This is a genomic window from Enterococcus sp. XAF26B05_ASV22 (genome assembly GCF_056727285.1).
Map to the genome: position 1 here is coordinate 1888216 of NZ_CM161538.1, position 25728 is coordinate 1913943.

General features: G+C 36.3%; 27 protein-coding genes, 2 pseudogenes and 1 other annotated feature. Of the genes and pseudogenes, 3 read left to right on the forward strand and 26 right to left on the reverse strand.

Annotation, left to right across the window (positions count from 1 at the left end; all coding sequences use genetic code 11):
- Positions 1 to 50: 50 nt before the first annotated feature.
- The 15 genes and pseudogenes from AC1PU0_RS09355 to AC1PU0_RS09425 form a co-directional block, all read right to left on the reverse strand.
- Positions 51 to 857, reverse strand: coding sequence for a tryptophan-rich sensory protein (locus tag AC1PU0_RS09355; protein WP_206848589.1), 807 nt, complete (start codon positions 855 to 857; stop codon positions 51 to 53).
- Between the two features lie 167 nt (positions 858 to 1024).
- Positions 1025 to 1147: pseudogene (locus tag AC1PU0_RS09360) on the reverse strand (hypothetical protein); the annotation flags it as partial.
- A 186-nt stretch (positions 1148 to 1333) separates the two neighbouring features.
- The gene (gene glyS, locus AC1PU0_RS09365; protein WP_206848588.1) at positions 1334 to 3415 is read right to left on the reverse strand and encodes a glycine--tRNA ligase subunit beta; all 2082 of its coding nucleotides are present in this window, start codon (positions 3413 to 3415) and stop codon (positions 1334 to 1336) included.
- A gap of 1 nt (position 3416) precedes the next feature.
- Entirely contained in the window at positions 3417 to 4325 is a 909-nt protein-coding gene (glyQ, locus tag AC1PU0_RS09370) for a glycine--tRNA ligase subunit alpha (RefSeq protein ID WP_069653046.1), read from the reverse strand.
- 103 nt (positions 4326 to 4428) lie between these two features.
- Entirely contained in the window at positions 4429 to 4671 is a 243-nt protein-coding gene (locus AC1PU0_RS09375) for a hypothetical protein (RefSeq protein WP_069653045.1), read from the reverse strand.
- A 70-nt stretch (positions 4672 to 4741) separates the two neighbouring features.
- Positions 4742 to 4908: a binding site (T-box leader), on the reverse strand.
- A gap of 460 nt (positions 4909 to 5368) precedes the next feature.
- Positions 5369 to 6160, reverse strand: a complete 792-nt coding sequence (gene recO / locus AC1PU0_RS09380) for a DNA repair protein RecO (RefSeq protein ID WP_206848587.1) — start codon at positions 6158 to 6160, stop codon at positions 5369 to 5371.
- Between the two features lie 92 nt (positions 6161 to 6252).
- Complete coding sequence (era, locus tag AC1PU0_RS09385; RefSeq protein ID WP_069653043.1) at positions 6253 to 7155, reverse strand: GTPase Era; 903 nt, start codon at positions 7153 to 7155, stop codon at positions 6253 to 6255.
- Positions 7156 to 7167: 12 nt separating this feature from the next.
- Positions 7168 to 7569 carry a diacylglycerol kinase family protein gene (locus tag AC1PU0_RS09390; protein WP_205634344.1) on the reverse strand — a complete coding sequence of 134 codons (402 nt, stop codon included), beginning with the start codon at positions 7567 to 7569 and terminating at the stop codon, positions 7168 to 7170.
- Positions 7553 to 8030, reverse strand: a pseudogene (ybeY, locus tag AC1PU0_RS09395) (rRNA maturation RNase YbeY). The gene AC1PU0_RS09390 and the pseudogene ybeY overlap by 17 nt, the downstream one beginning before the upstream one ends.
- On the reverse strand, positions 8030 to 10228 hold the full coding sequence (locus AC1PU0_RS09400; RefSeq protein WP_206848583.1) for an HD family phosphohydrolase: 2199 nt from the start codon (positions 10226 to 10228) through the stop codon (positions 8030 to 8032). The pseudogene ybeY and the gene AC1PU0_RS09400 overlap by 1 nt, the downstream one beginning before the upstream one ends.
- Before the next feature lie 32 nt (positions 10229 to 10260).
- Entirely contained in the window at positions 10261 to 11229 is a 969-nt protein-coding gene (locus tag AC1PU0_RS09405) for a PhoH family protein (protein WP_069653201.1), read from the reverse strand.
- A 57-nt stretch (positions 11230 to 11286) separates the two neighbouring features.
- On the reverse strand, positions 11287 to 11412 hold the full coding sequence (locus AC1PU0_RS09410; RefSeq protein ID WP_258379373.1) for a hypothetical protein: 126 nt from the start codon (positions 11410 to 11412) through the stop codon (positions 11287 to 11289).
- Positions 11413 to 11417: 5 nt separating this feature from the next.
- On the reverse strand, positions 11418 to 11867 hold the full coding sequence (locus tag AC1PU0_RS09415) for a GatB/YqeY domain-containing protein (RefSeq protein ID WP_069653039.1): 450 nt from the start codon (positions 11865 to 11867) through the stop codon (positions 11418 to 11420).
- 25 nt (positions 11868 to 11892) lie between these two features.
- Positions 11893 to 12069 carry a 30S ribosomal protein S21 gene (gene rpsU, locus AC1PU0_RS09420; RefSeq protein ID WP_002356740.1) on the reverse strand — a complete coding sequence of 59 codons (177 nt, stop codon included), beginning with the start codon at positions 12067 to 12069 and terminating at the stop codon, positions 11893 to 11895.
- Between the two features lie 207 nt (positions 12070 to 12276).
- Entirely contained in the window at positions 12277 to 12705 is a 429-nt protein-coding gene (locus AC1PU0_RS09425; protein ID WP_069653038.1) for a Fur family transcriptional regulator, read from the reverse strand.
- Between the two features lie 99 nt (positions 12706 to 12804).
- Here AC1PU0_RS09425 and AC1PU0_RS09430 point away from each other — a divergent pair, with 99 nt between their 5' ends.
- Positions 12805 to 13662, forward strand: a complete 858-nt coding sequence (locus AC1PU0_RS09430) for a pyruvate, water dikinase regulatory protein (RefSeq protein ID WP_069653037.1) — start codon at positions 12805 to 12807, stop codon at positions 13660 to 13662.
- A gap of 59 nt (positions 13663 to 13721) precedes the next feature.
- Here AC1PU0_RS09430 and thrB read toward each other — a convergent pair whose 3' ends face one another.
- The 8 genes from thrB to AC1PU0_RS09470 form a co-directional block, all read right to left on the reverse strand.
- Entirely contained in the window at positions 13722 to 14585 is an 864-nt protein-coding gene (gene thrB, locus AC1PU0_RS09435) for a homoserine kinase (protein WP_111248718.1), read from the reverse strand.
- The gene (gene thrC, locus AC1PU0_RS09440) at positions 14582 to 15640 is read right to left on the reverse strand and encodes a threonine synthase (protein ID WP_069653035.1); all 1059 of its coding nucleotides are present in this window, start codon (positions 15638 to 15640) and stop codon (positions 14582 to 14584) included. Before thrC ends, thrB begins: the two co-directional genes overlap by 4 nt.
- 3 nt (positions 15641 to 15643) lie before the next feature.
- Positions 15644 to 16933, reverse strand: coding sequence for a homoserine dehydrogenase (locus AC1PU0_RS09445; protein WP_069653034.1), 1290 nt, complete (start codon positions 16931 to 16933; stop codon positions 15644 to 15646).
- Positions 16934 to 17067: 134 nt separating this feature from the next.
- Positions 17068 to 17355: an ArsR/SmtB family transcription factor gene (locus AC1PU0_RS09450; RefSeq protein ID WP_069653033.1), complete on the reverse strand. Its 288-nt coding sequence runs from the start codon at positions 17353 to 17355 to the stop codon at positions 17068 to 17070.
- 143 nt (positions 17356 to 17498) lie between these two features.
- Positions 17499 to 18275: a pyrroline-5-carboxylate reductase gene (proC, locus tag AC1PU0_RS09455; RefSeq protein ID WP_206848581.1), complete on the reverse strand. Its 777-nt coding sequence runs from the start codon at positions 18273 to 18275 to the stop codon at positions 17499 to 17501.
- A gap of 191 nt (positions 18276 to 18466) precedes the next feature.
- Positions 18467 to 20191: a phospho-sugar mutase gene (locus AC1PU0_RS09460; RefSeq protein ID WP_206848579.1), complete on the reverse strand. Its 1725-nt coding sequence runs from the start codon at positions 20189 to 20191 to the stop codon at positions 18467 to 18469.
- Positions 20192 to 20308: 117 nt separating this feature from the next.
- Positions 20309 to 21034 (reverse strand): nitroreductase family protein, encoded by a 726-nt coding sequence (locus AC1PU0_RS09465; RefSeq protein WP_206848578.1) that lies wholly within the window; start codon positions 21032 to 21034, stop codon positions 20309 to 20311.
- A gap of 38 nt (positions 21035 to 21072) precedes the next feature.
- Positions 21073 to 22506, reverse strand: coding sequence for an aminotransferase-like domain-containing protein (locus AC1PU0_RS09470; RefSeq protein ID WP_206848576.1), 1434 nt, complete (start codon positions 22504 to 22506; stop codon positions 21073 to 21075).
- Positions 22507 to 22892: 386 nt separating this feature from the next.
- Here AC1PU0_RS09470 and thiD point away from each other — a divergent pair, with 386 nt between their 5' ends.
- Together thiD and AC1PU0_RS09480 are read left to right on the forward strand one after the other, a co-directional pair.
- Positions 22893 to 23723 (forward strand): bifunctional hydroxymethylpyrimidine kinase/phosphomethylpyrimidine kinase, encoded by an 831-nt coding sequence (gene thiD / locus AC1PU0_RS09475; RefSeq protein WP_206848575.1) that lies wholly within the window; start codon positions 22893 to 22895, stop codon positions 23721 to 23723.
- Between the two features lie 4 nt (positions 23724 to 23727).
- A complete protein-coding gene (locus tag AC1PU0_RS09480; RefSeq protein ID WP_206848574.1) occupies positions 23728 to 24276 on the forward strand; it encodes an ECF transporter S component in 549 nt (182 codons plus the stop codon).
- 55 nt (positions 24277 to 24331) lie between these two features.
- On the opposite strand, the gene AC1PU0_RS09485 is transcribed toward AC1PU0_RS09480, so the two are convergent.
- Genes AC1PU0_RS09485 through AC1PU0_RS09495 form a run of 3 tightly spaced genes read right to left on the reverse strand, consistent with a single transcriptional unit; the run spans position 24332 to position 25643 of the window.
- Complete coding sequence (locus AC1PU0_RS09485; protein WP_479998234.1) at positions 24332 to 24889, reverse strand: hypothetical protein; 558 nt, start codon at positions 24887 to 24889, stop codon at positions 24332 to 24334.
- Positions 24829 to 25314 carry a permease prefix domain 1-containing protein gene (locus AC1PU0_RS09490; protein ID WP_479998235.1) on the reverse strand — a complete coding sequence of 162 codons (486 nt, stop codon included), beginning with the start codon at positions 25312 to 25314 and terminating at the stop codon, positions 24829 to 24831. The genes AC1PU0_RS09485 and AC1PU0_RS09490 overlap by 61 nt, the downstream gene beginning before the upstream one ends.
- Positions 25314 to 25643, reverse strand: a complete 330-nt coding sequence (locus AC1PU0_RS09495; protein ID WP_069653025.1) for a PadR family transcriptional regulator — start codon at positions 25641 to 25643, stop codon at positions 25314 to 25316. Before AC1PU0_RS09495 ends, AC1PU0_RS09490 begins: the two co-directional genes overlap by 1 nt.
- Positions 25644 to 25728: the final 85 nt, after the last annotated feature.

Here is a 25728-nt window from a genome sequence, read left to right on the forward strand (position 1 = left end):
TAAAATAAATTTCATTATCATTTTAACAGAAGCTGGCGCAGAAACCTAGATTAGATGACGTTCTTTTTTCTTTTAAAGAGTAAAAAGAGTTCATAAATACATACGATAACTAAAATAACTAAACAGATCATGACTGTTGTAATGATTGCTGGATAGGCACCGTCCCAACCATCTGTCGATTGATGTTTATTCAAAATGCCATAATAAGCCCAAATTGTAGCTAAACCATAAGCAACATCACGATTGTAAAGAATTGTTGCGGTAATTATTAGCAAGCCAACAATCAATATCGCAATCGTCCAAAACACTTGATTGTTTTGTAGAAAAGCAATGTTCTTATCAACTAAGAAGGCTGTGATATTAGCAATTGTCGCAATAGTGATCCAACCAAAATAAACGCTAAACGGTAATCTTACAAAGACATAATCCATCTTCGTCAAATTGGTATTTGCCAAAAGATAATTTGTATATATCAGCACAATAAGCAACCCTAACATGATAACAACAGATAAATTAATTTGCAGATATTGCCATGCCACTAACCATACACTATTAAATATAGAAGAAATTACAAATAGCACCCTTATTTTTTTACTAATTTGTTGGCCAGCTATTATCGACCGAGCTGCCGGTTTAAGCCACTGATACACTACAAAACCAGCTAACAGCAAATAAATTACGGACCATATAGCAAACGTCAAACCTGCTGGTGCAAACAAATTAGGATATGAACCCGAAACTTCCTGTGTCGTCATACCATTCATAGGCAATAAAATCGCGGCAGCATTTGTTGCAATCATGACAATATAAATAACAGTTACAAGCACTTTTGTTCCTAGAGATTGATTTTTACTCATTTTAATTCCTCCTTTATAATCCTTTTTTCCATTATTTCCCTCAAATTAAAATACTGTGCTGCAAAAACGGGTATTCCGCATGTCGCAGCAATAACAAATCCTCCCAGACTAAATCAATCTTTGTGACAAATATTAACCAGTCCTTGATTATCATCAAATTGGATAATTCATAGGTTCCCTAACATAGCACGCCGAGTAGAGCTTCTGTGTAAATACCCTAAATAGTCTTGATAAATTTTTTTAGCGGTGAAAAGCAACCAGATGAAATCCAGTACTAAAAATGCCAAAGCAGCAACGCTAAAATTATTTCATATAATGTTTCACTTTAACTTCCTCCTCCAAAAATAAAAATAGGTACGATGACCTTATCAATCGATAAGTTTATCGTACCACGTTAAATTCATTTATGAAAAAATTTTGCTTTAAAAAAGGCGAGGATCATTTAGTCAATGATCCTCACCTTTTAAACTATATACTTATTTAACAATCAATAAGTCAAGACTTGCTAATGATAAAGCCATTTTAGTAATTCGATTCAATTCTTTCAATCGATTCGCTTTCACTTGTTCATTTTCTACCATAACCATTGTTTTTTCAAAATACTGCTCAATCAGTGGTCGTAAGTTTACTAATGCTTGGTAATTTTCAGACATTGTATTTTCATTAAAATTCTCTTCTACTTTACTCACTGCCTGATGCAATGCTTTTTCAGCATCATTTTCAAAAAGAGTCGCATCAATTTGACTTTCCTGATTTAATAACTCGCGCCCTTTTTTAGCTAAGTTGATTACGCGTGTCAATGCCTCCATTGATGGTTTGAAATCCTTATCCAACAGATGATTTTTTAGAATCGCGGCTGATGAAAATAATTTTGCCAAGTCTTTTTGCTCAGACGAAATCACTGCATCGATCACATCATGCCGAATATCTTTCGTGGTTAACAACTGGCGCAAACGTGCTTTCACAAAGTCAATAACTTCTTCTTGTCCACTTGTTAATTGAATGCCATATTTTTGACTATCCGCATTAACAGCCGCATCAATATCCGCCTGCAATTGAACTAGCGGGAATTGCCACTCTTTGCTTTCAACGATGCGAATCACACCGTATGTTTGGCGACGTAAAGCGTAAGGATCATTAGAGCCGCTCGGAATCATCCCAACTGCAAAGAATGAAAATACGCTGTCTAATTTATCAGCAATCGCCAATACAGATCCAATAGCAGAAACAGGTAATGCACCATCACTTGACGTTGGTAAATAATGTTCACGAATAGCCTGAGCAACAGCAGGTTTTTCGCCATGAAGCAAAGCATATTTTTCGCCCATGATTCCTTGTAACTCTGGGAATTCACCCACCATATTCGTGACTAAATCAAACTTATAAATTTCAGAAGCTCGTTTCAAATCTGTTAACTCAGCATCTGATAAACCAACTTCCTTTCCGATAATCTGTCCAATAATGCCTACTCGCTGCATTTTTTCGTAAATCGTACCGATTTTCTCGTGGAAAGTAACATTTTTTAATTTATTAACACATTCGTCGATCGATAATTTTTTATCTTCATTGTAGAAAAATTCCGCATCTTCCAAACGAGCAATCAAAACTTTTTCGTTTCCTTTGATTACATTTTCAATATGGACGTTGTTTCCATTTCTGACAGAAATAAAATGTGGCAATAATAATCCTTGTTCGTTCCGGACGTCAAAATAACGTTGGTGTTCTTTCATTGATGTAACCAATACCTCATCTGGAACTGAAAGATATTTTTCATCGAATCCGCCTACAAAAGCAGTTGGGTATTCAACTAAATTATTGACTTCTTCCAACAATTTCTCATCTAAGTCCAATTTCCAATTATTTTTATCCGCTAACTCATTTGCTTGATTTACAATCAGCGCTTTTCTTTCATTAGGATCTACAATAACAAATTGTTCTTTCATTTTTTCTTCGTATTCAGCTGAGTGATTGAACGTTACATCATCACCTAAGAAACGGTGTCCTCGAGAATTTTTATCAGTCGTTACATCGAGTACAGAAAAAGGAATAATTTCATCATCCAGTAAAGCTACGATCCAGTGAATCGGGCGAATATACTCAAAATCATAATCAGCCCAATGCATTGTAACAGGGAATGTTAAACTAGTAATCACATCTTTCAAACCAGTTAATACATCAATCGTTTTTTGACCTTGATTATGCTTTGTCACATAAACATATTCCACACCATTCAGTTCTTTAAATGTAATTGCATCCGTCGTCAAACCTTGACCTCTAACGAATCCTTCAGCTGCTTTACTCCAGTGACCTTCAGCATCTTGCGCAATTTTTCTAGCAGGACCTTTTACTTCTTCTTGTGTATCTTCTTGTTGCTCAGGTAATTTCGTCACACGAATCGCTAAACGACGAGGTGTCGAGAAACTTTGAACAGTTTCATACGTTAAGTTATTTTCGTCTAAGAATTTTACTATTTTGTTTTCCAATTGTAAACGACTTGGGCTGACAATATGAGCTGGCATTTCTTCCAAACCAATTTCAAGTAATAAATCTTTTGCCATATTATTTTGCCTCCTTAGTTGTTTGATTTTCTTTGTTTAAAAGTGGGAATCCTAATTTTTCACGTTCAGCGACGAAAATTTTAGCAACAGCTTTTGCTAAATTTCTGATGCGTGCTAAATATCCAGCACGCTCTGTCACTGAAACAGCGCCACGAGCATCTAATAAATTAAAAGTGTGACTACATTTCAAAATATAATCATATGCAGGATGAACTAAACTTTCATCAATACAACGTTTCGCTTCTTTTTCAAATTTATCAAAGTTTTCTAGTAACATATCTTGATTGCTAATTTCAAATGAATATTTGGAATGTTCATACTCTGGCTGATTGAAAATTTCTCCGTACTTAACACCTTGTGTCCATTCTAAATCGTAAACACTTTCTACTTCTTGAATATAAGACGCTAGTCGCTCGATTCCATAAGTGATTTCTGAAGTAACGGGATGGCAAGCTAGTCCGCCTACTTGCTGGAAATACGTAAACTGAGTAATTTCCATACCATCTAGCCAAACTTCCCATCCTAGACCAGCACACCCCATTGAAGGATTTTCCCAGTTATCTTCGACAAAACGGATATCATGCGCTAATGGGTCGATTCCTAGCAACTCTAGACTTTCTAAATACAACTCCTGAATGTTTTCAGGTGAAGGCTTCATCACAACTTGAAATTGATGATGTTGATACAAACGGTTAGGGTTTTCGCCATAACGTCCATCTGCTGGTCTTCTTGAAGGCTCTACATAAGCAGCATTCCACGGTTCTGGTCCAATTGCTCGTAAAAAAGTATATGGACTCATTGTACCTGCTCCTTTTTCTGTGTCATATGCTTGCATTAGCATACAACCATTTGATGACCAAAATTTTTGTAATGTTAAAATCATTTCTTGAACTGTCAGTTTTTTTTCCATTGTGATCCTCCTATTTTAAATACTAAAAAGCGTAGCTCGCTTTGACTAAAATTCAGTAAAATAAGCTATGAAGTTTTTTTCTACTCAAAACGAACCGATTTCTTTATAAAGCTGTGACAACTGGGTAAAACTCAATGACTTCATTTGGCACAACAGATACTTCAACCTTCATTGTTGGCGTGAGTTCCGTATTAATTTTGTAACTCTTTTCGCTAGGATTCGTTTCAAATTCTTCGATGACTGTACCGTCACTTTCTTTGATTTGTACTGATAGTTTAACAAGTGATAACACGTTTAATCGATTCTCTGAAAAATCAGCAGGTAAAAATCGTACAGTGAAATCCATACTGCCCCTCCTTTTTTAGTAAAACATCCGTTTAGCGAGAAAACAAAAAAGTCCCTATGCCTCCATGAGACATAGGGACGAATAATCGCGGTTCCACCCTACTTCCGATATAACTACCGGCAGCTTCGTTTAATAATACTCAAAAGCGCCCTTCAAAAGTTGCTTGTATCTGGCTTACACTTTCCCAGATTCGCTCTAACAGCAGTTCTTTTTACTCTTCTTTTTCAACGTATTTATTTAATTACTCTTTATAATAATCGTTGATTGATTAGATGTCAAATCATTTTTCGAATTATCATAAGACACAAGCCATAAATTGCTTTCTCTCTGTCTCTTATGTACATGATAGGTATCTTGAGCTTTCAGAAAAAAACGATAATGCTACAACATTCGTATTGTCTTTTGATGATAAGTCCAGAAGTGGAACGTTCTGCTTTCATCCACGCTATCGTTCTGGCTAAAGAAAAAATGCAAAACAATCTTCAAAATTAAGTGAATCTGAATCCTCCACACCTAAAACTGCAATAGTTAAAAGGTTTACCACTTAAAAAAACTCTAATACAAATGGGAAGTTGGAAACAAAAGAAATTGTGACTAAACGGAATATTCGTCTACTTGATGATATTATAAGGATCTCGATAAAAATCAACTATACCTACTACTGCTTAACGATTTAAAGTTAAGATACAGTCTTGTCTCATTCTTCGTCCTTTATTTCTCGCTTTGGTAGTTTCAAAGTATCTTCCCAACTTTTCATTTGATCGATAAATTTCTTACTCTTTAGATTGATCCCAACATACTCATCATATAGTTCATCAATCGTTTGCCTGATTGCTGCCTTTGTTTCTGACTTAACATTGATATCCTGAACCTTATCATATGAAATCGCAGAAAAAAGACGAATGAAATGAATTGCTCGTGGATCGGCATGGTAACGATGGTTATCAAGATGCCAATGTCGCTCACAAAGAACCCCGCTATACTTCGAAGAATAGTCAAATTTCCCCCGCGTTTCTTCACAGACTGCACAATGTGTCCATTCAGGCGTAATACCAAAACGACTTAATAACTGGATTTCAAAGATGTTTGTGATAATCTCCGCATCTTTATCCTCGTTTAACAAACGCAATGCCTGCTGAACAAAATGATACAAGTTGGGATCGTAAGTCCGATCATCGATTGCCGCATCCACTAAATTTAAAATATAGGTTGCATAAGCGTTTATAAAAATGTCACTCTGGATCATTCGAAATGCTTGGACTTCTTTGCTTCCATTCAAAAATGATAATCCATCTAATCTAAAGTCCCCAATATATATGGCTTCTGTAAAAGGCAAAATAGCAGGACCAATCGGATTATTTTTGCGATGTGCTCCTTTGACAAAAAACATCAATTTACCAAAAGATTCCGTAAAAATTTTGACTAATTTATCTTTTTCTTTGTAGTCTTTGGTAAATAAAATAATCCCTTTCGTTTCCCCTAAAGTCATGTTTTCGCCTCCTATACGCTCTAGTCTATTTTAGCAGAGATAGACGCAAAAGAACAATTCCGTAATAATACAGAATTGTTCGCTCGTTCTTCCTAATAATCGTCTTTGCGATAACCAAAGTCTTGTAAATGTACTTTTTTATCACGCCAATCCTTTTGTACTTTTACCCAAAGCTCTAAGTAAACTTTATCGTCAAGTAAATGTTCAATATCTTGTCTGGCTTTTGTTCCGATTTGTTTAAGCATCTTACCGCCCTTACCGATGATAATTCCTTTTTGGCTATCTCGTTCAACGATAATCGTTGCTTGAATACGTACCTTATCATTCTCATCGCGTTTCATCGAATCAACTACGACAGCAACAGAATGAGGAATTTCATCTCTAGTAAGCAATAATACTTTCTCACGTACTAATTCCGAAACAATAAAGTACTCAGGATGATCTGTTATTTGGTCATCTGGAAAATACTGTGGGCCTTCCGGCATCTGATCAACTAAAACAGCCATCAAACGATCCACATTATTTCCTTCAGTAGCTGAAATCGGTACAACTTCTGCAAATTCCATTTGACTTGAGTAGTCTTCTATGATGCCTAAAAGCTGATCTGGATGAACTGTATCGATTTTGTTGATTACTAAATAAACAGGGCTCGTCATCGTTTTAAGGCGTTCAATGATAAAATCATCGCCTTTACCTCTTTTTTGGTCTGCACTGATCATAAATAAGGTTGCATCTACTTCTCGTAATGCGCTATAAGCTGTCTCAACCATAAAATCACCTAAACGATGTTTCGGCTTGTGAATACCGGGCGTATCAATAAAAACGATTTGTGCTTCTGGAACTGTATAAATTCCTTGTATTTTATTTCTAGTGGTTTGAGCTTTATCACTCATAATTGCAATTTTTTGTCCGACAATACGATTCAACAAAGTAGATTTCCCAACATTTGGTCTTCCTACGATCGCTACAAATCCGGATTTATGTGTTTCAGTCATTGTTTCTCTCCTCTATAAAAAATCTTGTATTATCTGCCAAATTTTCGGAACAAACAACAGTATTCCAACAACTACAGCAAATCCTGTCGTTAAAAGAACTGCGCCTGCAGCCATATCTTTTATTTTTTTACCAATTGGATGAAAATGGAAATCCGTCACCATATCTACGACATTTTCAAATACTGTATTAATAATCTCCATCACTAATACTAGAAAGATTGCAAGTAACAACCACAACCATTCTGGTGTCGTCAATCGAAAGACAATACCAATAACAATTGCTACAATCCCCATTACAGTATGGGTCCGCATGTTCCGTTCTTCCTTGAATACTGTTTTGATTCCTTGAAGAGCAAACTCCAATGAGGCTATAAAATGTTTATTCTTCTGCGTCCGCTTATCTTTTGAGTCCATAGGCATCTAAGATCTCTTTCTGTAAACCAAACATTTCTTTCTCATCCTCAGGTTCCATATGATCGTAACCATTTAAATGTAAAAAACCATGCACAGCCAAAAAGCCTAATTCACGTTCAAAAGAATGACCGTATTCTTCTGCTTGTTCGGTCGCTCGCTCAGTCGATATCATGATATCGCCAAGATTTCTTGGAAAAGCTTTTTCAGAATCTTCAAAAATAATCGGCAATTCATCTTCGCCTTCTTCTTCTAACGCAAAACTGATTACATCAGTGGGAACATCTTTTCCGCGATACTCTCTATTGATTACCTGAATCCCTGCATTATCCATAAAGGATACGGACATTTCTGTATCTTCAGATATTTTCAGAAAATCAGCTGCGAATTCGCAGCAGATTTTCAACTTCTTCTAAATTTTCTTTTGATAAACTAGTTGTTTCATCAATAAATGAAATATCCATTAGTCATCTCTCTTTTCTTGTTCAACTTTCATTTCTTCTGCTTCAGATTTCATCTTTGGGTACTTGATTCTAGAGTGGAACGTACTACATAAACCATTGACTAAAGATTTCTCGATGATCCGAATTTCTTTCATCGTTAAGCCACAATCATCCAATTGCCCATCTGAAATTCGATCCTGAATAACGTTATGAACAAACGCTTGGATTTTGTCGTTTGTTGGATGATCCATGGCGCGAACTGCAGCCTCGCATGTATCTGCAATACTAACGATTCCCGCTTCTCTTGTTTGAGGTTTTGGACCTGGATATCTGAAATCTGCTTCAGATATCTCAGAATTTCGCTCTTTTGCTTTTACATAGAAAAACTTCATTAACGTTGTTCCATGATGTTGACGACAAATGTCGATGACCATTTCAGGCATATGATACTCTTCTAATATTTTTGCTCCATCGATAACATGTCCAAATATAATTTGTTTGCTATCTTCTGGCAACAAGAAATTATGTGGATTTTCGGCTCCAGCCGGTAAGTTTTCAACGAAGAAATTAGCATGTTTAATCTTGCCAATATCATGATAATAACAAGCAACTCGAGTCAATAATGAACGCCCACCGATTTCAGCAACTGCATTCGCACTTAAACTTGCTACCATCATACTATGATGATACGTTCCTGGCGCTTCTTCAAGTAGTTGTTTTAACAGAGGGTGATTTGGGTTACTTAGCTCATTTAAGACAATCACACTGTCATCAGTTACAAGTAACTCAATATAAGGATGAAGCCCCATCGTCGCTAAGAAGGATAAGACGGTACCGGCTAAGGCACAAATCATCATTGTCCATGATTTACTGTCAAAAAAGCTCATCCCCTGGTAAACCATTAAAATAAAATCAACACATATTGGGAAAATAATGACCCAAAAAACTGCAACCAATCCTTGTTCAGCGATCCGTGTCCGTTTGACCACTGTTGCCAACAGACCAGAAAACATATAACTGACTAAAATAATAGTCAATGAGTTGGTTCCAATAGAATTATAAAATATAAATAGTGAAAAAATGACTTGGAAAACAGCTGCCAAGACGCCCGCTCTTCTACTTACAAAATAATTTAATACAAGTGGCGTAAATGCTGCCGGAAAGAACAATGAAATATACATCATTTGTTCTGTTTGGAAAATTTGGAAAAACTTCATCAATATGACACTTAAAGACATTGCCCCTACATAGAATAAAATAAAATGTCTACGTCTACCTTCTTCTGTCACTTGTTTCGTAAAGAAAATCAGGACGAATACTTGTAATACAATCGCTAATGCTAATGCTACCATCGGAAATAACGAGGTACTTTGATTTGTCATACCTAATATTTCCAATTTTTCCATTGCTTTGCTGTCAATCTGCGTTCCCTCACGAACGATAATTTCACCTTGATAGATCATCGCTGGCGGTACGGCATCCATAGCATTTTGACGCATTTCTTTTGTCTTTTTATCGTTTGCAAAATCATTCGCTACAATTCCTTGATTGACAATATAACGAATTTCTTGTTGCATCGTACTAGTAACATCAAGAAATTGGATTTTTTCAATTGCACTTTGCCGAATAGAATCCAAATCAGCTTCTCGAACATGATCCTTCATCTTTTCGTCAACAATCTTCAAACTTTCATTTTTTACTTGCTGAATCTGACTTTCAGTCAATGAAAAAATGTTTTGATAAAATACATTCGGAAATTTTTGATAAAAAGCGACTTCGTCTTGATCTAACGATTCAAATTGAGACTTTAAATTTGCGATTCTTTCTTCAATTGTTGGTCTCGGAATCGTTTCATCTTTTTTAGCTTTCGCTTTTTTTTCTTCATATTCTTTTTCTGTCTTTTCATTTGCATTCACAATAAGCTTAAATAGCTTTTCGATTCGTTTGTGCTGAACATCTGCTGTTTCTTCCTGATAAATGTACTCAGGAGTAACAGCTTCAGCTGCTAACTTTTTCTTTTGTGCCGTTTCATAAGTGTTTTCAATATTTTTATTCGCTCGAATGGTATTCTCAGCAAGCTGACCTTCTTTTATTTCCACTCTTTTCTGATATACACTACCAAACATAATGATGAATAAAAAACTTGAAAAAACGAGTAAAAGTATAGGGATATAAGCCTTCCCTAATTTATCGCGTAATTTTAGTAACCAGTATTTCAACGGAATTTTCACTCCTTTCCGCAGTTTTTAACCTATTTTTGATTTTCTTTTTCATAGGCTCGAATAATTTGAGCAACAACTGGATGTCTTACAACATCTCCGGCATCAAAATGAACGAACGCTATTTTATCGATAGATTGTAATGTTTTTTCTGCATGAATCAGCCCGCTCGCTACACCCTTAGGCAAGTCGATCTGACTGGTATCACCATTGACGATCATTCTTGAATTAAACCCTAACCTTGTCAAAAACATTTTCATTTGAGCAACGGTCGTATTTTGAGCTTCGTCAAGAATTACAAAAGCATCATCCAATGTTCGCCCTCTCATATAAGCCAATGGTGCAATTTCAATAACACCACGCTCCATCAAACGGTTCGTATGTTCCATACCAAAAACTTGATATAACGCATCATAAACAGGTCGTAGATAAGGATCCACTTTTTCTTTTAAATCGCCCGGTAAAAAACCTAGACTTTCTCCTGCTTCAACAGCTGGGCGGGTCAGAATAATTTTTTGGACTTCTCCTTTTTTTAATGCTGACACAGCCATAACCACAGCTAAAAAGGTCTTGCCCGTTCCTGCTGGACCGATTCCAAAAATAATATCACGTTTTCGTACGGCATCGATATATTTTTTTTGGCCAACATTTTTTATGCGAATCGCTCTACCATGGTGATCTTTTAGGATTTCTTCTTCGTACATTGTCACAAACGTATCCAAATCGCCACTTCTTGCCATTTTCAAAGCAGAAACAACATCTGCCGTACTGATTTTAATGCCACGCTTAATCAGTACTAAAAGTGTACGTAAAACAGATGCAATCAATTGAACTTCTGATTCTTCTCCAATTAATTGAATCATCTCACCTCGTGTGTTGATTGTAACTAGTGCATTTTCTTCTAAATATTTTATATGTTTGTCATGGGTTCCTAAAAGCATACTCACATCATCAGAATCGTTTAATTTCAATTCCAAAGATATTGACTGATTTTCTGTCAAAAAATGCCCATCTCCTTTATTTTTCATTCTTTATAATCATACCATATTATTTATTTATTAAAAAGAGAGTGGGCTAAAACTAGATACTTGTTTTTCTTTTTTCACAGAAGCATCCATACCGCCCACTTCTTGTTCTGCAATTTTTGAACAAAAAAACCAACGGAAATCCGTTGGTTTTTTCATTTTGACTAATTCTCTTGTAGTAATTCTTTTACAATTGCATTGACCTGATTGCCGTCTGCTTTACCTTTGACTTTAGGCATTACAGCACTCATAACTTTACCAAATTCCTTTGATGAAGACGCTTCGGTCTGATCAATTGCCGTCTGAACTATCTGACGAATTTCTTCGTCAGATAGTTGTTTTGGCATATATTTTTCAACAATTGCGATTTCGATTTTTACTTTGTCAGCAAGATCGTCACGCTCCGCATTTTCAAACTCTGATAAAGAATCTCTGCGTTGTTTCATCTCACGAGACAAAACTGTTAACTCTTCTTCTCCGTTCAAATCACGGCCAGTTTTAATCTGCTCATTTTGAATGGCTGCTTTCAGCATACGAAGTACGGATAATGTTTCTTTATCCTTTGACTTCATTGCTGCCTTGATATCGTCATTCAATATTGTTAGTAATGACATACAACCAACTCCAATTCATCGAAAACTAGAATTTTTTACGTTTTCTAGCTGCTTCAGATTTTTTCTTACGCTTTACACTTGGTTTTTCGTAGAATTCACGTTTACGAGATTCTTGTAAAGTACCCGCTTTTGAAACGGAACGTTTGAAGCGACGAAGAGCATCGTCAAGAGATTCGTTTTTACGAACGACAGTTTTTGACATGTTAATTCCCTCCCTCCGAGCTTAAAAAGTAACCGTTTTTTATATTTATGAATTGTTTACCATAAATAAATTACCGTTCTTTCCTTATTATATCGAATGGTTATTTTAACGTCAACCTTTGTATTGAAAAAATGCACAAAAAAGTTTCAAAATGAGTAAAGTTATACACACATATGCTATATTCATGATTTTTTCTGAAAAAAATACTCACTGGCACTCTTCACATCGACCAAAAATTTCAAATCGATGTCCTTCAATTTCACAACCACTTAATTGTTCTTTAAAAAAATCCATCGGGCACATGTGAATTTCCTTTGTTTTTCCGCAAACTGTGCAGATAAAATGGTGATGATGCCCAACTTCCTGACAACAATGAAAACGAAATTTTTTTTCTCCATTCAAGTCAGTTGTTTCTAACAGATCAAACGTTTCGAAATCGTGTAAATTTCGGTAAATAGTATCATAACTTACACCTTTATATTCTTGATTCATAAATTCATAAACTTCTCTAGCAGAAATATAACGATTCCTTCTAATTAGATACGTGATCATTGCTTCTCTTTTTTTTGTGTATTTTAAGCCATTTTTTTTCATCACTGCTAATGACTGCTCTACTTTTGAATTTGACTGTGTCATCATGGTAACCTCCAATTCTTAAATCAAAATCATTACGAATAAGATTCATGAAGGTATGGTATAATAAATCTATAAAAAAAGCAAGAGAGGAATCATACTATGACAACAAATGAACAAAAAAAATGTGTGACGATCTTCGTCATTTCTGATTCAGCAGGAGAAACAGCTTCAAAACTGGCAGCCGCTTCTATGGCCCAATACCCTACTGTGGACTTTTCACTATTTAGACGAACCTTTGCCAAAGAAGAAGATAAACTAAGAAAAGCACTTGAGGATGCCAAACGTGAAAATGCCATGGTTTTACATACGATTGTAAATGATCGTTTAGTAAAAATTGCGAATGATTTTTTTGAAGAACATGATTTATATCACTTTGATATCTTAACACCACCAGTAGCTGAAATCGAAAGATTGACCGGTGTAGCACCTACCAGAGAACCAGGGGCCTTGCATCATTTAAATGAAAATTACTTTAAACGAATCGAGGCAATGGAATTTGCTGTAAAATACGACGATGGTAAGGATCCAAGAGGGTTTTTAGAAGCGGATGTACTCTTATTAGGCGTTTCTCGAACATCTAAGACACCCCTTAGTCTATTTTTGGCCAATAAAAATTTAAAAGTAGCAAATTTACCGTTGATTCCTGAAGCGCATTTACCAAAACAATTGTGGGAAACGAATCCTAAAAAAATTGTTGGATTGACAAATGATCCAGATATCTTGAACGGTATCCGTAAAGAACGAATGAGAACTTATGGGTTGCCAGCCAATACTTCTTATTCAGATATTGAAAAAATCAGAAAAGAGTTAACGTTTGCGAATGATTTATACGAAAAATTAGGTTGTGTGGTAATCAATGTTGCTTCTTTATCAATTGAAGAGACGGCTTCAATGATTTTAAATGCGTTGAATTTAGAAGATCATAGTTATTATGCAACGGAATCGCCTGAGGTTTAAATTAGTAAAATAAAAAATAAGAGCATTGAGGTCAACAAACATCTCACTGCTCTTATTTTTTAAAAGACTTGAATACCTTCTTTATCTACCGATAGCACATTGATGGTAGCTGAAAGAGGTAATTTTTCTAGTTCTTGAACCATTTGATCTGTTTTTTCTTCTGGAGACAAAATCAATACCGTCGGACCAGCCCCGCTTAAAAATGCACCATACGCCCCAATTTTATGACCTAGAGCTCGTATTTCATCTAAATGTGGAACAAGTTTTTTACGATAAGGTTCGTGCCAGCGATCTTTTTCCATCATTATACCAGCTAATGGTAAATTGCCGTTCAAGATTGCAGCAATCATTACGTTGGCAATAGAGCTTGCTTGAACCGCTTCTTTATACGGAATAGAAGAAGGAAGTACACTACGACTTTCAGCTGTCAATAGTTGAACATCTGGAATATATGCAATCACGTCACACATTGGAAAATGATGCTTTACAGAATGTACTTCGCCATCAATATAACTTGCCACAACAAAATCACCGTATATTGCTGGAGCAACATTATCTGGATGACCTTCAATCTCCGTTGCAATTTGTAATTTATCCTTTTGAGATAAGTTCAAATTCCCTAGACGATTGGCTAGCTCGATCCCTCCTACAATTACGCTCGAACTACTACCTAGACCTCTAGCCAAAGGAATATCTGACGTCATTTTTAATACTTTAGGTGAAAGTTCGGGAGCTAATTTTAATGCCGTTTGAATCAGTAGATTTGTTTCATCAGTTGGGATGTCTGTTCCTAAAGAATGGAGAATTTTCCATTCCTTCGTATTTTCCAACACTTCGATATGAAGATATTGCGATACAGCAATACCACATGAGTCAAAACCCGGACCTAGATTTGCGCTGGTTGCGGGAATTCTTATTTTCATAGTTCAGATACTCCGTTGCGTAAATGTAGACGCATTTCTTCTAAATCACTCATTTTAGAGATTTTTACATCCGTTGCATTGATTGCTGTATCTGGATCTTTCAATCCATTACCAGTAAAAACCGTTACAACCGTTTCACCTGGTTTGATTTTCCCGTTTTTCACGTGTTGAATAACACCTGCTAAAGAGGCAGCAGAGCCAGGTTCAACAAATACACCATCTTGGGCCGCTACTTTGCGATAAGCATTCAGGATTTCCTCATCTGTAACAGAATCGATATGCCCTTTTGATTCATCACGAGCCGCTTCAGCTAACTTCCAGCTAGCTGGATTCCCGATACGGATTGCTGTTGCAATTGTTTCAGGTTGTTCGATCACTTCACCTTTCACGATAGCCGCAGCCCCCTCTGCTTCAAAGCCATGCATTCTTGGCAATAATGTGCCTTTTATATCATGCCATTCTTTGAATCCTTTCCAATAAGCAGAGATATTTCCTGCATTTCCAACTGGAATAGCCAACACATCAGGCGCTTTTCCTAGCTGCTCACACACTTCGAAAGCTGCAGTTTTTTGCCCTTCTAAACGATACGGATTCACCGAATTCACTAATGCAACTGCTTCAGTTTCAGCAATATTACGAACTGTTTTTAATGCTTCGTCAAAATTACCGGGAATTGAGATGATATCTGCACCATATATAATCGCTTGTGCTAATTTGCCCATTGCAATCTTACCATCTGGAATAACAACATACGCTTTGACACCTGCTCTAGTAGCATAGGCGGCTGCGGCTGCGCTTGTATTTCCAGTTGAGGCACAAACAATTGCTTTTGCTCCTTCTTCAACCGCTTTCGCTACAGCCATTACCATTCCACGGTCTTTGAATGAACCAGTTGGGTTTAGTCCTTCATATTTTCCATATAAATTGATTCCTAATTCTTTTGATAAGCTGTGTAATGGAATCAAAGGTGTATTTCCTTCAGCCAATGAAATCATGGGTGTTTTGTCTGTGATCGGTAAATATTCCTTATATTGTTTTAATAATCCTTCGTACATTGATTAATCCCCCAATACCTTAAATGTATTTAATAGTTCGAATCCATCAGTTGATCCGATTTCTTCTGTTACTTGTTTCATTTGTTTTTTTGAAATTGTATGTGTGATTGCAACGATTCTAGCTCTAGTACCGTCAGACTTTTGCTGAACTAACTGGTCAAAGCTAACATTTGCTTCCGTCATTATCTGAGTTAACTTTAAGATTTGACCATGTTGATCCGGCACTTCAATTGAGAAATAATATTTTCCAGAGACTGTCTCATCTTTTGCCAGTTTTTTATCATGTTGATAAGAATTAAACATCTGTCCTGTTGTTCCTAGACGGATATTCTTAGCAATCGTGATAATATCGCTGACGACACTTGTTGCAGTCGGCTTCGCACCTGCACCGGGTCCATAATACATTGATTCACCAACGCCTGAGCTTTCAATAAAAACAGCATTAAATTCATTACGGACAGAAGCGATCGGATGTGATTTTGCCACCAGCATCGGCCCAACTTCTACTGCAATACTGCCTTCTTTGTTCTCCGAAGAACCAATCAATTTCACTTCATAGCCTAATTGAGCAGCCATTTCAACATCATCTAAGGATAGACCACGAATGCCACGTGTCTCAATTTGGTCCAACTGAATATCCATCCCAAAAGCAAATTGAGTTAAAATAACCATTTTATAGGCGGCATCAATACCATCTACATCATTTGTTGGATCAGATTCAGCAAACCCTAATTCTTGCGCTTCTTTTAGTGCTTGATCATATGTTTTCTTTTCTGAAACCATCTGCGTCAACATATAGTTAGTTGTTCCATTGACAATTCCTAACACCTTTTGGATATTATCTGCAGCTAAACTATTGGCAATCGTCCGCAAAATAGGAATTCCACCAGCAACACTTGCTTCATAATATAAATCACAATGATTTTTTTGTGCTATGGCTACTAGTTCGCTCCCATGTTGCGCTAAAAGATCTTTGTTCGCCGTCACGATATGTTTACCATTTTGAAGTGCTTTAGTAATGAAGGTTTTTGCTGGTTCTACTTTGCCTATTAATTCTACAATAATCTTGATTTCATCATCATTGATAATATCCTCAATAGTTGTTGTGAGTTGAATATCAAATTTCTCAGCTAAACGTCGTTTTTCTTCTTCATCACGAACTAAGGCTTTTGAAATTGAGACTTCCATACCCGTCACTTGCGAAATTTTTTCTTGATGTTCTTGTAAAATTGTTGGTACACCTGATCCGACTGTACCTAATCCAAGTAAACCAATTTTTAGTTTTTCCTTCATTCTTCTTCCTCCAACTATTAATTAGAAACATTTCATTTTTTTCTAATAAAACATGTTTCTAGTATACCTAACTGACGTAAAAAAAACTACCCTTTTCTTTGAATTTACCTTAGTAAACCTACAGAAAAGGCGAGTTATTGGTGTTTGATATGTTCGAATGTTTGATTAAGAATATCAATAACGTGATGATCATCCAGTGTATAATAGATTGTTTTTCCTTCACGTCTTGATTTCACTACATGGCTGTCTCTTAATAATTTTAATTGATGGGAAACTGCTGACTGCTCCATTGTCAGCTGAGCACTGATTGCTGTTACATTAAGCTCTCCCTTTTTTAATAGTAGTAAAATTCTTAACCTAGTTGGATCACTCAACACTTTGTATAGCTGACTAACTTTTTGAATCTCATCTATTTCTTTCATCGCTGAGCTTCCTTTCGTTTGTTCTCTTGCTTATTATAGCAAACTTTTTTTAAAAGAGGATAGAATTTTTCTTTCACATAGTTTAAAAAAAGACAATATAGGATAGCGAACTGATCCCAAATTGTCTTTCAACTTTATTCATGTTAACTATTCGCTTGTTTGACTGCATCAATCACAGCATATCTGAATCCATTTTTTTCTAACGCTGTAACGCCTTTGATTGTACTTCCTCCTGGAGATGTTACACCATCTTTTAACTCTCCAGGATGTTTTTTAGTTTCAATCGCAAGTTTGGCAGAGCCCAACATCATTTGTGCAATGATTTCATAAGAAAGAACACGAGGCATGCCTTCCAATACAGCACCATCAGCCAATGCTTCCATAAAGATATCAACAAATGCTGGACTACATCCAGCAACAGTACCAAAGGTGCCTAGAATACTCTCACTAACTTCTTCGACTTTTCCTAACGTTTCCAAGACACGAGTTGCCTCAGTTTTTGATTCTGCAGGCATCTCATCTGAAAAAACAGTACCAATCATTCCTGCATTGACACTGACTGGCGTGTTAGGAATAGCATGAACAACATAAATTTCATCACCTAAAATGGCTTGGGCTTCTTCTACCGTATGTCCAGTTGCAACTGAAATAAGAATCGTCCCTTTGCTCAGACTTGGCGCTGCTTGTTTTAAAATATCTAGGACGATTTTTGCTCCTGTAGCGATAAAAATCACTTGGCAGTCTTTTAAAACATCATAATCTTTGATTAATTTGAACCCAAGTTTTTTTTGTAACACTTCAGCTGTACCGCTTGAACCGCCTTTTACAAATAAATTTTCTGGCACTACAGTTTTAGCTTTTAAAAGACCTTCAATCATTGCGCTACCCATGTGACCAGCACCGATAAAGCCAATATTCATTTCTACCACTCCTTATATGTTTCTCATCATGAATTAGTAATTGCCTATAAACCCAAATAAGCGGCGAGAAGAAAGCATCTTCTGATTAAATAAGCTGAAATTCACAAAAAATCGACGTACAATTCCCGTGAATTTCTTCTTATTTATCGAAGCTTAATGCTTTTTATCTCAACCTCTAAATCTCGTTCTTTTTATTCTGTTAATGCATTAACAGCTTGTTCGAAATTCTTGATTTTTTGATCAGCTTCTGTTTGCGAAGCAGCTTTTGTAGCCAAATAAAATTTGATCTTGGGTTCAGTTCCAGACGGGCGTATCGCAATCCAGCTACCATCTTCCAAGAAATATTTTAATACATCCGAAGGTGGCGTTGATAATGCTTCGACTTTTCCATCAGTGAATGTTCTCGTTAATTCTTTGAAATCCTCTGTTTGTGTTACCTTGATATTAGCAAATGAGGTTGGTGCTTCTTCACGGAATTTTTTCATTAGTGCCTTGATTTTTTCACTGCCTTCAATTCCGCTTAAAGTGACTGAAATTGTTTTTTCTTCAAAATAACCATACTCTTCAAAGATATCTTGTAGCCCATCATAAAGGGTTTTTCCTTGTTTCTTGTAGAATGCTGCAACTTCGGCTAATAAGACAAGAGCTTGGATTGCATCTTTATCACGAACAAATGATTTTACTAAATAACCATAACTCTCTTCAAAACCAAACATAAATGTTTGAGAATTGTCTTCCTCATACTGTTCGATTTTCTCAGCAATAAACTTAAATCCTGTTAAGACATCTACCATTTTTGTATTATACTTCGCTGTGATCGCTGTGGCTAATTCACTGGAAACAATTGATTTCAAAACAACTGCATTTTCTGGTAAAGTTCCTGCTTGTTTATGTGCTTCTAAAATATATTGAATCATGATCGATCCCAATTGATTCCCTGTTAGAACCTGATAGCTTCCATTTGGTAAACGAACTGCTGCACCCAAACGATCAGCATCTGGATCAGTTGCAATCAATAGATCCGCATCTTCTTTTTCACCTAGACGGATAGCATATTCAAAAGCAGAGTGTTCTTCTGGATTTGGTGATTTAACCGTTGTAAAATCTGGATCTGCAATTGCCTGTTCTGGAACAAGTACAAATTTTTCAAATCCAGCTTGTTTCAACGCTTTTTCACCTAGCATTTTCCCAGTACCATGCAATGGCGTATAAACTAGTTTTAATTCTTTGCCCATATCATTGATCAACTCTTGATTGATCGTCACTGTCTTCACTTCTTTTAAGTAAGCAGTATCGACTTCTTCACCAATAATCGTAATCAAATCACTTTGTTTTGCTTGATCCTCTGATAACACTTCTACTTTTAATGGGTTTTCAACTTCGCGAACGTATTTCGTTAAAGCATCAGCGTCAGCTGGTGGCATTTGTCCGCCATCTGCCCCATAGACTTTATAACCATTGTAAGCTGCAGGATTGTGAGAAGCTGTGATCATGATCCCTGAAAAGGCATTTAAGTAACGAACTGCAAAAGACAATTCAGGTGTTGGTCGTAAACTTTCAAAAACGAATGCTGGAATACCGTGTTGTGCTAATGTTTTTGCCGCTTCCATTGCAAATTCCGGTGACATATGACGAGAATCATAGGCAATTGCGACTCCGCGTCTTTTTGTCTCTGCTCCTTCAGCATCCATAAATCGAGCTAATCCTTCGGTTGCTTGACGAATCGTAAAAATATTCATTCGGTTGACACCAGCACCTAAAATACCGCGCATACCGGCAGTCCCAAACTCTAAAGGTGCATAAAAAGCATCTTCACATTTTTCAGGATCCTCTTTTAAATCTTGCAATTCTTTTTTTAAATTTTCTGGTATATTTTCTTCATTCATCCACTGTTCATAGACTTGTTCCCAAGACATGTTTAACACCTCTTTTAATCATTTATATTCTTTCCCAGTTTAAGTATATCATTCCGGAGCTTGAGAAGAAAGTGAAGTCACGTAAAAACAGCTTAACTTGTCAAGCAACTAGGAGTATTACTTTAATAGCCGTTGACATTGTAATAATTGGTCTGTCATCATCGTTGGCTTTGCTTCGAAATAATCCGCAAATTTTTGACTCCAGGGTTTCGTTTCTCTCGCTTCACCAAAGGCTTCCATTATTTGATTATATTGTTCGATCAAGGTGTATGCATAGGATTGATATCGATCATAGTGAATAACTGTTGGTTCAGGCAAGCGTGGTTTGATTTCCATCTCAACTGTCGGTTTCCCAATGCTCAAACCAAATAATGGAAAAGTATACTCTGGTAAGTTTAACAATTGGCTGATTTCCTTTCCATGTTTACGGATACTTCCTACAACAACTGAGCCTAATCCTAAACTTTCAACAGCTATCACTGCATTTTCAAGCGCCAAAGCAGCATCAGTCGTAGCTAAAAGAATCGGTTCAATGCTTTCGTCAATAGGATATAAAGTTTCGTGAGCTGTACTGACCATCTTTGTACGATGAAGATCTCCTATAAAGACCAAAAATACTGAGCTTTTTGCTATATGCGGATTGCCTGGATTCCACTGAACTAATTGTTCACGTAGTTCCTTTTGTTGAAGAACGATAATACTGTAAAATTGGCCATTCATCCAGCTCGGTGCCTGTCGAGCCGCATCTAGTATCGCTTGTAATTCTTCTTTAGAAATAGCATGATTCTCGTCAAAATCACGATAACTGCGTCGATTTTTCAAAATTTCAATCGTTTTATTCATGTAGATTCCCTCCATTTATCCTTATTTTATCATAGTGTTTAGGAATCCAAAGCAATTTTTTGTGTGACTGCTCGTAATTTTTCTTTCAATATCAGCAAATTGTTTTCATCAACTCTGGTAAAATTAATTCGTATACTATCTTGATTTTCACTAAAGAAAAAACTTGGTGCAATCAACAATCCTTCTTGTAAAAATATCGTCCAATCTTTTGGCCGAAGTTTTCCTTGTTTCCAAGTTGCCCAAATATAAAACCCTCCCTTAGGCATAGTTACATCCCACTCGACCATTTTGTCAAACACATCGAATACTGATTTGCCTCGTTGCTCTACAGTCTGTTTCAAGTGAGTGATTTTACTTGAAAACTCTTTATCTGTTAAGGCTAAATTCGCCAATAATTGTGGGAAAATACTTAACGAAAAATCCATCATCTTTCTTGCTTCTGCTAATTGCTGATTTACTGAAGTCGGTGCACTCAGCCATCCTATTTTAGTTGTCGATCCCAAGATTTTTGAAAGAGAACCGATATATAGGACATTTTCAGGGTCCAATTTTTTTAAAGGCAGGATTTGATCTGACGGAACAAAATTAAGGTTAGCAAAAACATCATCCTCTAAAATCGGAACTTGATAATTTTGACACAGTTTAACCAATGCTTGTCTTCGTTCCAGTGACATTGTTTTCCCTGTCGGGTTTTGAAATGAGGGATTGACCATGACCATTTTGACTCGATGTTGACGAATCATTTTTTCAAGCGCTTCAAGATTGATTCCTTCTTGATCCATTTTCACGCCATAAAGACGAATACCTGCTGCTTGAAAAATAGGAAGTGCATAAAGAAAAGAAGGATCTTCGATTGCTACACTATCACCGGATTGTAACAACACTTGTAAAATTAAAAATAACGCTTGCTGTGCGCCTGACGTAATCAATAAACTTTCTGAAGGAAGTGAGAACCCATAATCTTTTTCCGTTTGACGACTGATCGATTGCCTTAATGGCAGATAACCTAAGTCATTTTGTTGCTCTTCTTCCAAAAAATGTTTCCATGTCAAAGGTGGAAACGAAAAACTTGGAATCAAGTCCATTGGCAATTCTCCCGTATACAAATCCAAAACGTTTGTATCTGATTGCTTGATCAGCCTTTCAATTTGTTCTGTGAACGGATCAACCTTAGCGAAAGCATTTTGTTCTAGGTAAAGACGCCAATCTGTTCTTGGCGTTGTACTGATTCCCCACTTCCCTTCGTTGACGAATGTTCCACTCCCTTGTTTTCTAATGATCCAGCCTAAAGAAACAAGCTCATCTAACGCATGCACAACAGTGGAACGATTGACTTGAAAGTAAGTTGCTAATTTTCTTTCTGAAGGTAAATGTTCACCAGGTAAAAGATCACCATTTTTTATGTAGGAGAGAATCAATTCGATGATACTTACATACACTGGAACACCTTTTTCTTTTTTTAATGACCACATTTATTTTACCTCCCATTTTTTTGAAGTAGAGAATCATATCCTTTAGTCGATTCATTAAATTAAGAGAACTATTATAGTAAGATACGTTCTTATAAGGTTTAGTTGTTTACATATTTTTTACTAATTATGCTTGATTCATATTCAAGGTTCAACTCTCGCTTTGCTCGTCTTGTACTGCTCATCATCGAATCTCTTCGTTCTTCGTGATTCATAACGAAGGAGCAACTCTCGCTTTGCTCGTCTTGTACTGCTCATCATCGAATCTCTTCGTTCTTCGTGATTCGCAGCAATTGGATGACCTGAAAATAACCCAATTGGCTGTTTTTGTCAACTTATGTTTGTTTTACAATACATATATTAAAATATTTTCGAATAGGGGTTAGACGATGATAAAAAAAGTATTAACAGTTGCTGGTTCGGATTCTAGTGGTGGCGCAGGGATTCAAGCTGATTTAAAAACGTTTGAAGAATATGGAACATTTGGTTTTTCAGCTTTAACTAGTATTGTGACTATGGACCCGGACGAGGGTTGGAGTCATACTGTTACACCGATTGAACCTGCATTAGTGGAAAAACAGTTAAAAACTATTTTTGCTGGTGGTCCACTCGATGCGATGAAAACAGGAATGCTTGGAACTATTGAAGCAATTGAAATAACACGAGGTTATATTGATAACTACAAAATGAGCAATATCGTAATTGATCCTGTAATGGCTTGTAAAGGTACAAATGAACTACTACAACCTGAAAATGTCGCCGCAATGACTCGCTTGTTATTGCCTACAGCGACGATAACAACACCCAATTTAGTAGAAGCCGGGATTTTATCTGGAATAGGTGAACTGACTTCTGTTGAACAAATGAAAGATGCAGCAAAAAGGATCATTGAGCTGGGACCTAAAAATGTTGTAATTAAAGGTGGTCACCGCTTAAAAACAGATAGGGCAGTCGATCTGTTTTATGATGGAAGTACGTTTACTGTTTTTGAGGATGAGTTATTTTCTACTGACTATAATCATGGAGCAGGTTGTACTTTCGCAGCAGCTGTAACTGCTGGTCTTGCTAAAGGCTATCCAGTCATTGATGCTGTTGCTCTTGCTAAAAAATTTGTATCCACCGCTATTAAAAACGGTCAAAAAATCAATCCTTTTCTCGGTCATGTTTGGCATGGTGCTTACAATCACGCCGAAGATCGAATGGGCAAAAAAGAGGAGTGATTTAATGAATCAGAAAAGTTCAACAACTTCAATTGTTTTAGTCGGCCTATTTGCGGCTTTGACGGTTTTAGGTACAATGATTAAAATTCCTATGCCTACTGGTGCTTTTGCTCACTTGGGTAATTCAGTTTTATTATTAGCCGTTCTTTTGATCGGCTACAAAAAAGGAGCTCTTGCTGGTGGTTTAGGTTTTGCTATTTTTGATATTTTAAATGGTTTTGCTGCTGAAGCTCCTTATTTTATTTTAGAAAGCTTTATCGTTGGCGGTGCGGCAGCTCTAACCATTTTATTTTTCCAGAAAAATATTGATACCATATGGAAAGTTGTTGTCGTAGCTGCTGTAACTGGTATTGCCAAGATCATTATGACTCAATTAAAGAATACGGCAATGGGACTACTTGCAGGCGCAGACTTTAGCATCTCTTTTACAAGTGCCTTGTCAAAACTACCGGCTACTTTTATTAATGTCGCAACGACCATCGTTATTGTATCACTTGTCTATTTCCCGTTAAAAAAGGCAATGACAATCATCTTCACAAAACAATCATTTTAGTTAGTTTTAAAAAAAAAGACGAGACAAAACAGATCATTAGTTTTGCCTCGTCTTTTTATTCATTTTTACTAAAAATATTTTCCAGTATTCCAAAAGCAATCCCACCTATTGGAAAAATAATCCAATTTGTTCCCCAATTTCCTAAGAAGAAACCTTGGCACAAAAAGACAGCAACTATAATTGGCCAATAAATTTTTTCAAGCGTCTGGAACCAACTAGGTTTTTGACCATCTCGTTCAGCTTTCGCTTTTGGCCCTAATTCTCCTTCAACTGAAATAAAATAGGTCTGTTCAAGGATTTTACTAAAACTTCCCATGATGACACCACCAAAAATAAAGAAGAATACACCTAAAGATGCTAACAGAAACATGCAACCAACGCCAAATAATTCGTTCCCAACTGTTGGATCCACTAAAGAGAATAAGACTACAGGTATCACTGACAAAATGCACAATACTACTCCAGCTACCATACAAAAGACAAACGATCGTTGAAAGTCCTCTTTTCTTTTCTTAGCTTCTGTTTTTACTTGAGTGGGAATAAAACGATCGTCTAGCTTTCTAGTTGAGTTACCCATGCTTGTTCCGGCGATAATAAATAAAGGAACACCCATGGCTGCACCGAGAAAGAAAAATAGTAACCCAAAGCCTGTACCATACGTCCCGCCTGACACCCCCATAGATGTGAAGAAAGCGCTGCACCTATCATAATTGTCATCACACCCAAACCAATGAATGTAGCGCCTTTACGTCGAATATTAAAAAAACGAATAGACTCGTCTAAAGTAATTCCATCTAACTCGAATCCTTTGTCATCGATAAACTCTTGTTTTATATTCATTTCTTCGACCAATTCATCAATTGATCCAAACTCTGAAATGACGTTACCAATTGCTTCATTTTCAGATTTGCCTTGTTTTTTTAAATCTTCATACCGATCTTCTGCACTTGCTAATAAATCTTCTTTTAATTGTTTGGTTTGACTAGTTTCGGTTATTCCTAAAAATAAACTGTCGATATAATCCTTAATAGTGTTCATTATTTTTCCTCCTTGATAAAACGTTCAACGACTTTTTTAGTTAATACCCATTCTGCGATTTTTTCTTCTAAATATTCTTTTCCAGATGATGTGATTTTATAATAAGTTCTTTTTTTACCGTGTGTGATTTGACCCGGAAAAGAATCGATAAAACCATTTTTTTCCAAACGGTTAAAGGCAGAATACAATGTTGTCTCTTTAATTGAATAATTATCTTCTGAAATTTCAGTAATTCTTTTGGAGATTGCGTAACCATATGAATCTCCTTCCTGCAATACAGATAAAATAAATGTATCGTTATACCCTCTGATTGCATCACTGCCGATCATTAAATCACCTCCAATTACTCTATCTGTCGTACTACGTCTGTCGTTGTAATAATAATAGCACAATTACTACGACAGGTAAAGTAAA

Bases quoted from the DNA above. Each gene is read 5' to 3' on its own strand.
- AC1PU0_RS09355 (WP_206848589.1), bottom strand. From the start codon at position 857: ATGAGTAAAAATCAATCTCTAGGAACAAAAGTGCTTGTAACTGTTATT.
- glyS (WP_206848588.1), bottom strand. From the start codon at position 3,415: ATGGCAAAAGATTTATTACTTGAAATTGGTTTGGAAGAAATGCCAGCT.
- glyQ (WP_069653046.1), bottom strand. From the start codon at position 4,325: ATGGAAAAAAAACTGACAGTTCAAGAAATGATTTTAACATTACAAAAA.
- AC1PU0_RS09375 (WP_069653045.1), bottom strand. From the start codon at position 4,671: ATGGATTTCACTGTACGATTTTTACCTGCTGATTTTTCAGAGAATCGA.
- recO (WP_206848587.1), bottom strand. From the start codon at position 6,160: ATGACTTTAGGGGAAACGAAAGGGATTATTTTATTTACCAAAGACTAC.
- era (WP_069653043.1), bottom strand. From the start codon at position 7,155: ATGACTGAAACACATAAATCCGGATTTGTAGCGATCGTAGGAAGACCA.
- AC1PU0_RS09390 (WP_205634344.1), bottom strand. From the start codon at position 7,569: ATGGACTCAAAAGATAAGCGGACGCAGAAGAATAAACATTTTATAGCC.
- AC1PU0_RS09410 (WP_258379373.1), bottom strand. From the start codon at position 11,412: ATGAAAAAACCAACGGATTTCCGTTGGTTTTTTTGTTCAAAAATTGCA.
- AC1PU0_RS09415 (WP_069653039.1), bottom strand. From the start codon at position 11,867: ATGTCATTACTAACAATATTGAATGACGATATCAAGGCAGCAATGAAG.
- rpsU (WP_002356740.1), bottom strand. From the start codon at position 12,069: ATGTCAAAAACTGTCGTTCGTAAAAACGAATCTCTTGACGATGCTCTT.
- AC1PU0_RS09425 (WP_069653038.1), bottom strand. From the start codon at position 12,705: ATGACACAGTCAAATTCAAAAGTAGAGCAGTCATTAGCAGTGATGAAA.
- AC1PU0_RS09430 (WP_069653037.1), top strand. From the start codon at position 12,805: ATGACAACAAATGAACAAAAAAAATGTGTGACGATCTTCGTCATTTCT.
- thrB (WP_111248718.1), bottom strand. From the start codon at position 14,585: ATGAAAATAAGAATTCCCGCAACCAGCGCAAATCTAGGTCCGGGTTTT.
- thrC (WP_069653035.1), bottom strand. From the start codon at position 15,640: ATGTACGAAGGATTATTAAAACAATATAAGGAATATTTACCGATCACA.
- AC1PU0_RS09445 (WP_069653034.1), bottom strand. From the start codon at position 16,933: ATGAAGGAAAAACTAAAAATTGGTTTACTTGGATTAGGTACAGTCGGA.
- AC1PU0_RS09450 (WP_069653033.1), bottom strand. From the start codon at position 17,355: ATGAAAGAAATAGATGAGATTCAAAAAGTTAGTCAGCTATACAAAGTG.
- proC (WP_206848581.1), bottom strand. From the start codon at position 18,275: ATGAATATTGGCTTTATCGGTGCTGGTCACATGGGTAGCGCAATGATT.
- AC1PU0_RS09460 (WP_206848579.1), bottom strand. From the start codon at position 20,191: ATGTCTTGGGAACAAGTCTATGAACAGTGGATGAATGAAGAAAATATA.
- AC1PU0_RS09465 (WP_206848578.1), bottom strand. From the start codon at position 21,034: ATGAATAAAACGATTGAAATTTTGAAAAATCGACGCAGTTATCGTGAT.
- AC1PU0_RS09470 (WP_206848576.1), bottom strand. From the start codon at position 22,506: ATGTGGTCATTAAAAAAAGAAAAAGGTGTTCCAGTGTATGTAAGTATC.
- thiD (WP_206848575.1), top strand. From the start codon at position 22,893: ATGATAAAAAAAGTATTAACAGTTGCTGGTTCGGATTCTAGTGGTGGC.
- AC1PU0_RS09480 (WP_206848574.1), top strand. From the start codon at position 23,728: ATGAATCAGAAAAGTTCAACAACTTCAATTGTTTTAGTCGGCCTATTT.
- AC1PU0_RS09485 (WP_479998234.1), bottom strand. From the start codon at position 24,889: ATGGGTGTTCCTTTATTTATTATCGCCGGAACAAGCATGGGTAACTCA.
- AC1PU0_RS09490 (WP_479998235.1), bottom strand. From the start codon at position 25,314: ATGAACACTATTAAGGATTATATCGACAGTTTATTTTTAGGAATAACC.
- AC1PU0_RS09495 (WP_069653025.1), bottom strand. From the start codon at position 25,643: ATGATCGGCAGTGATGCAATCAGAGGGTATAACGATACATTTATTTTA.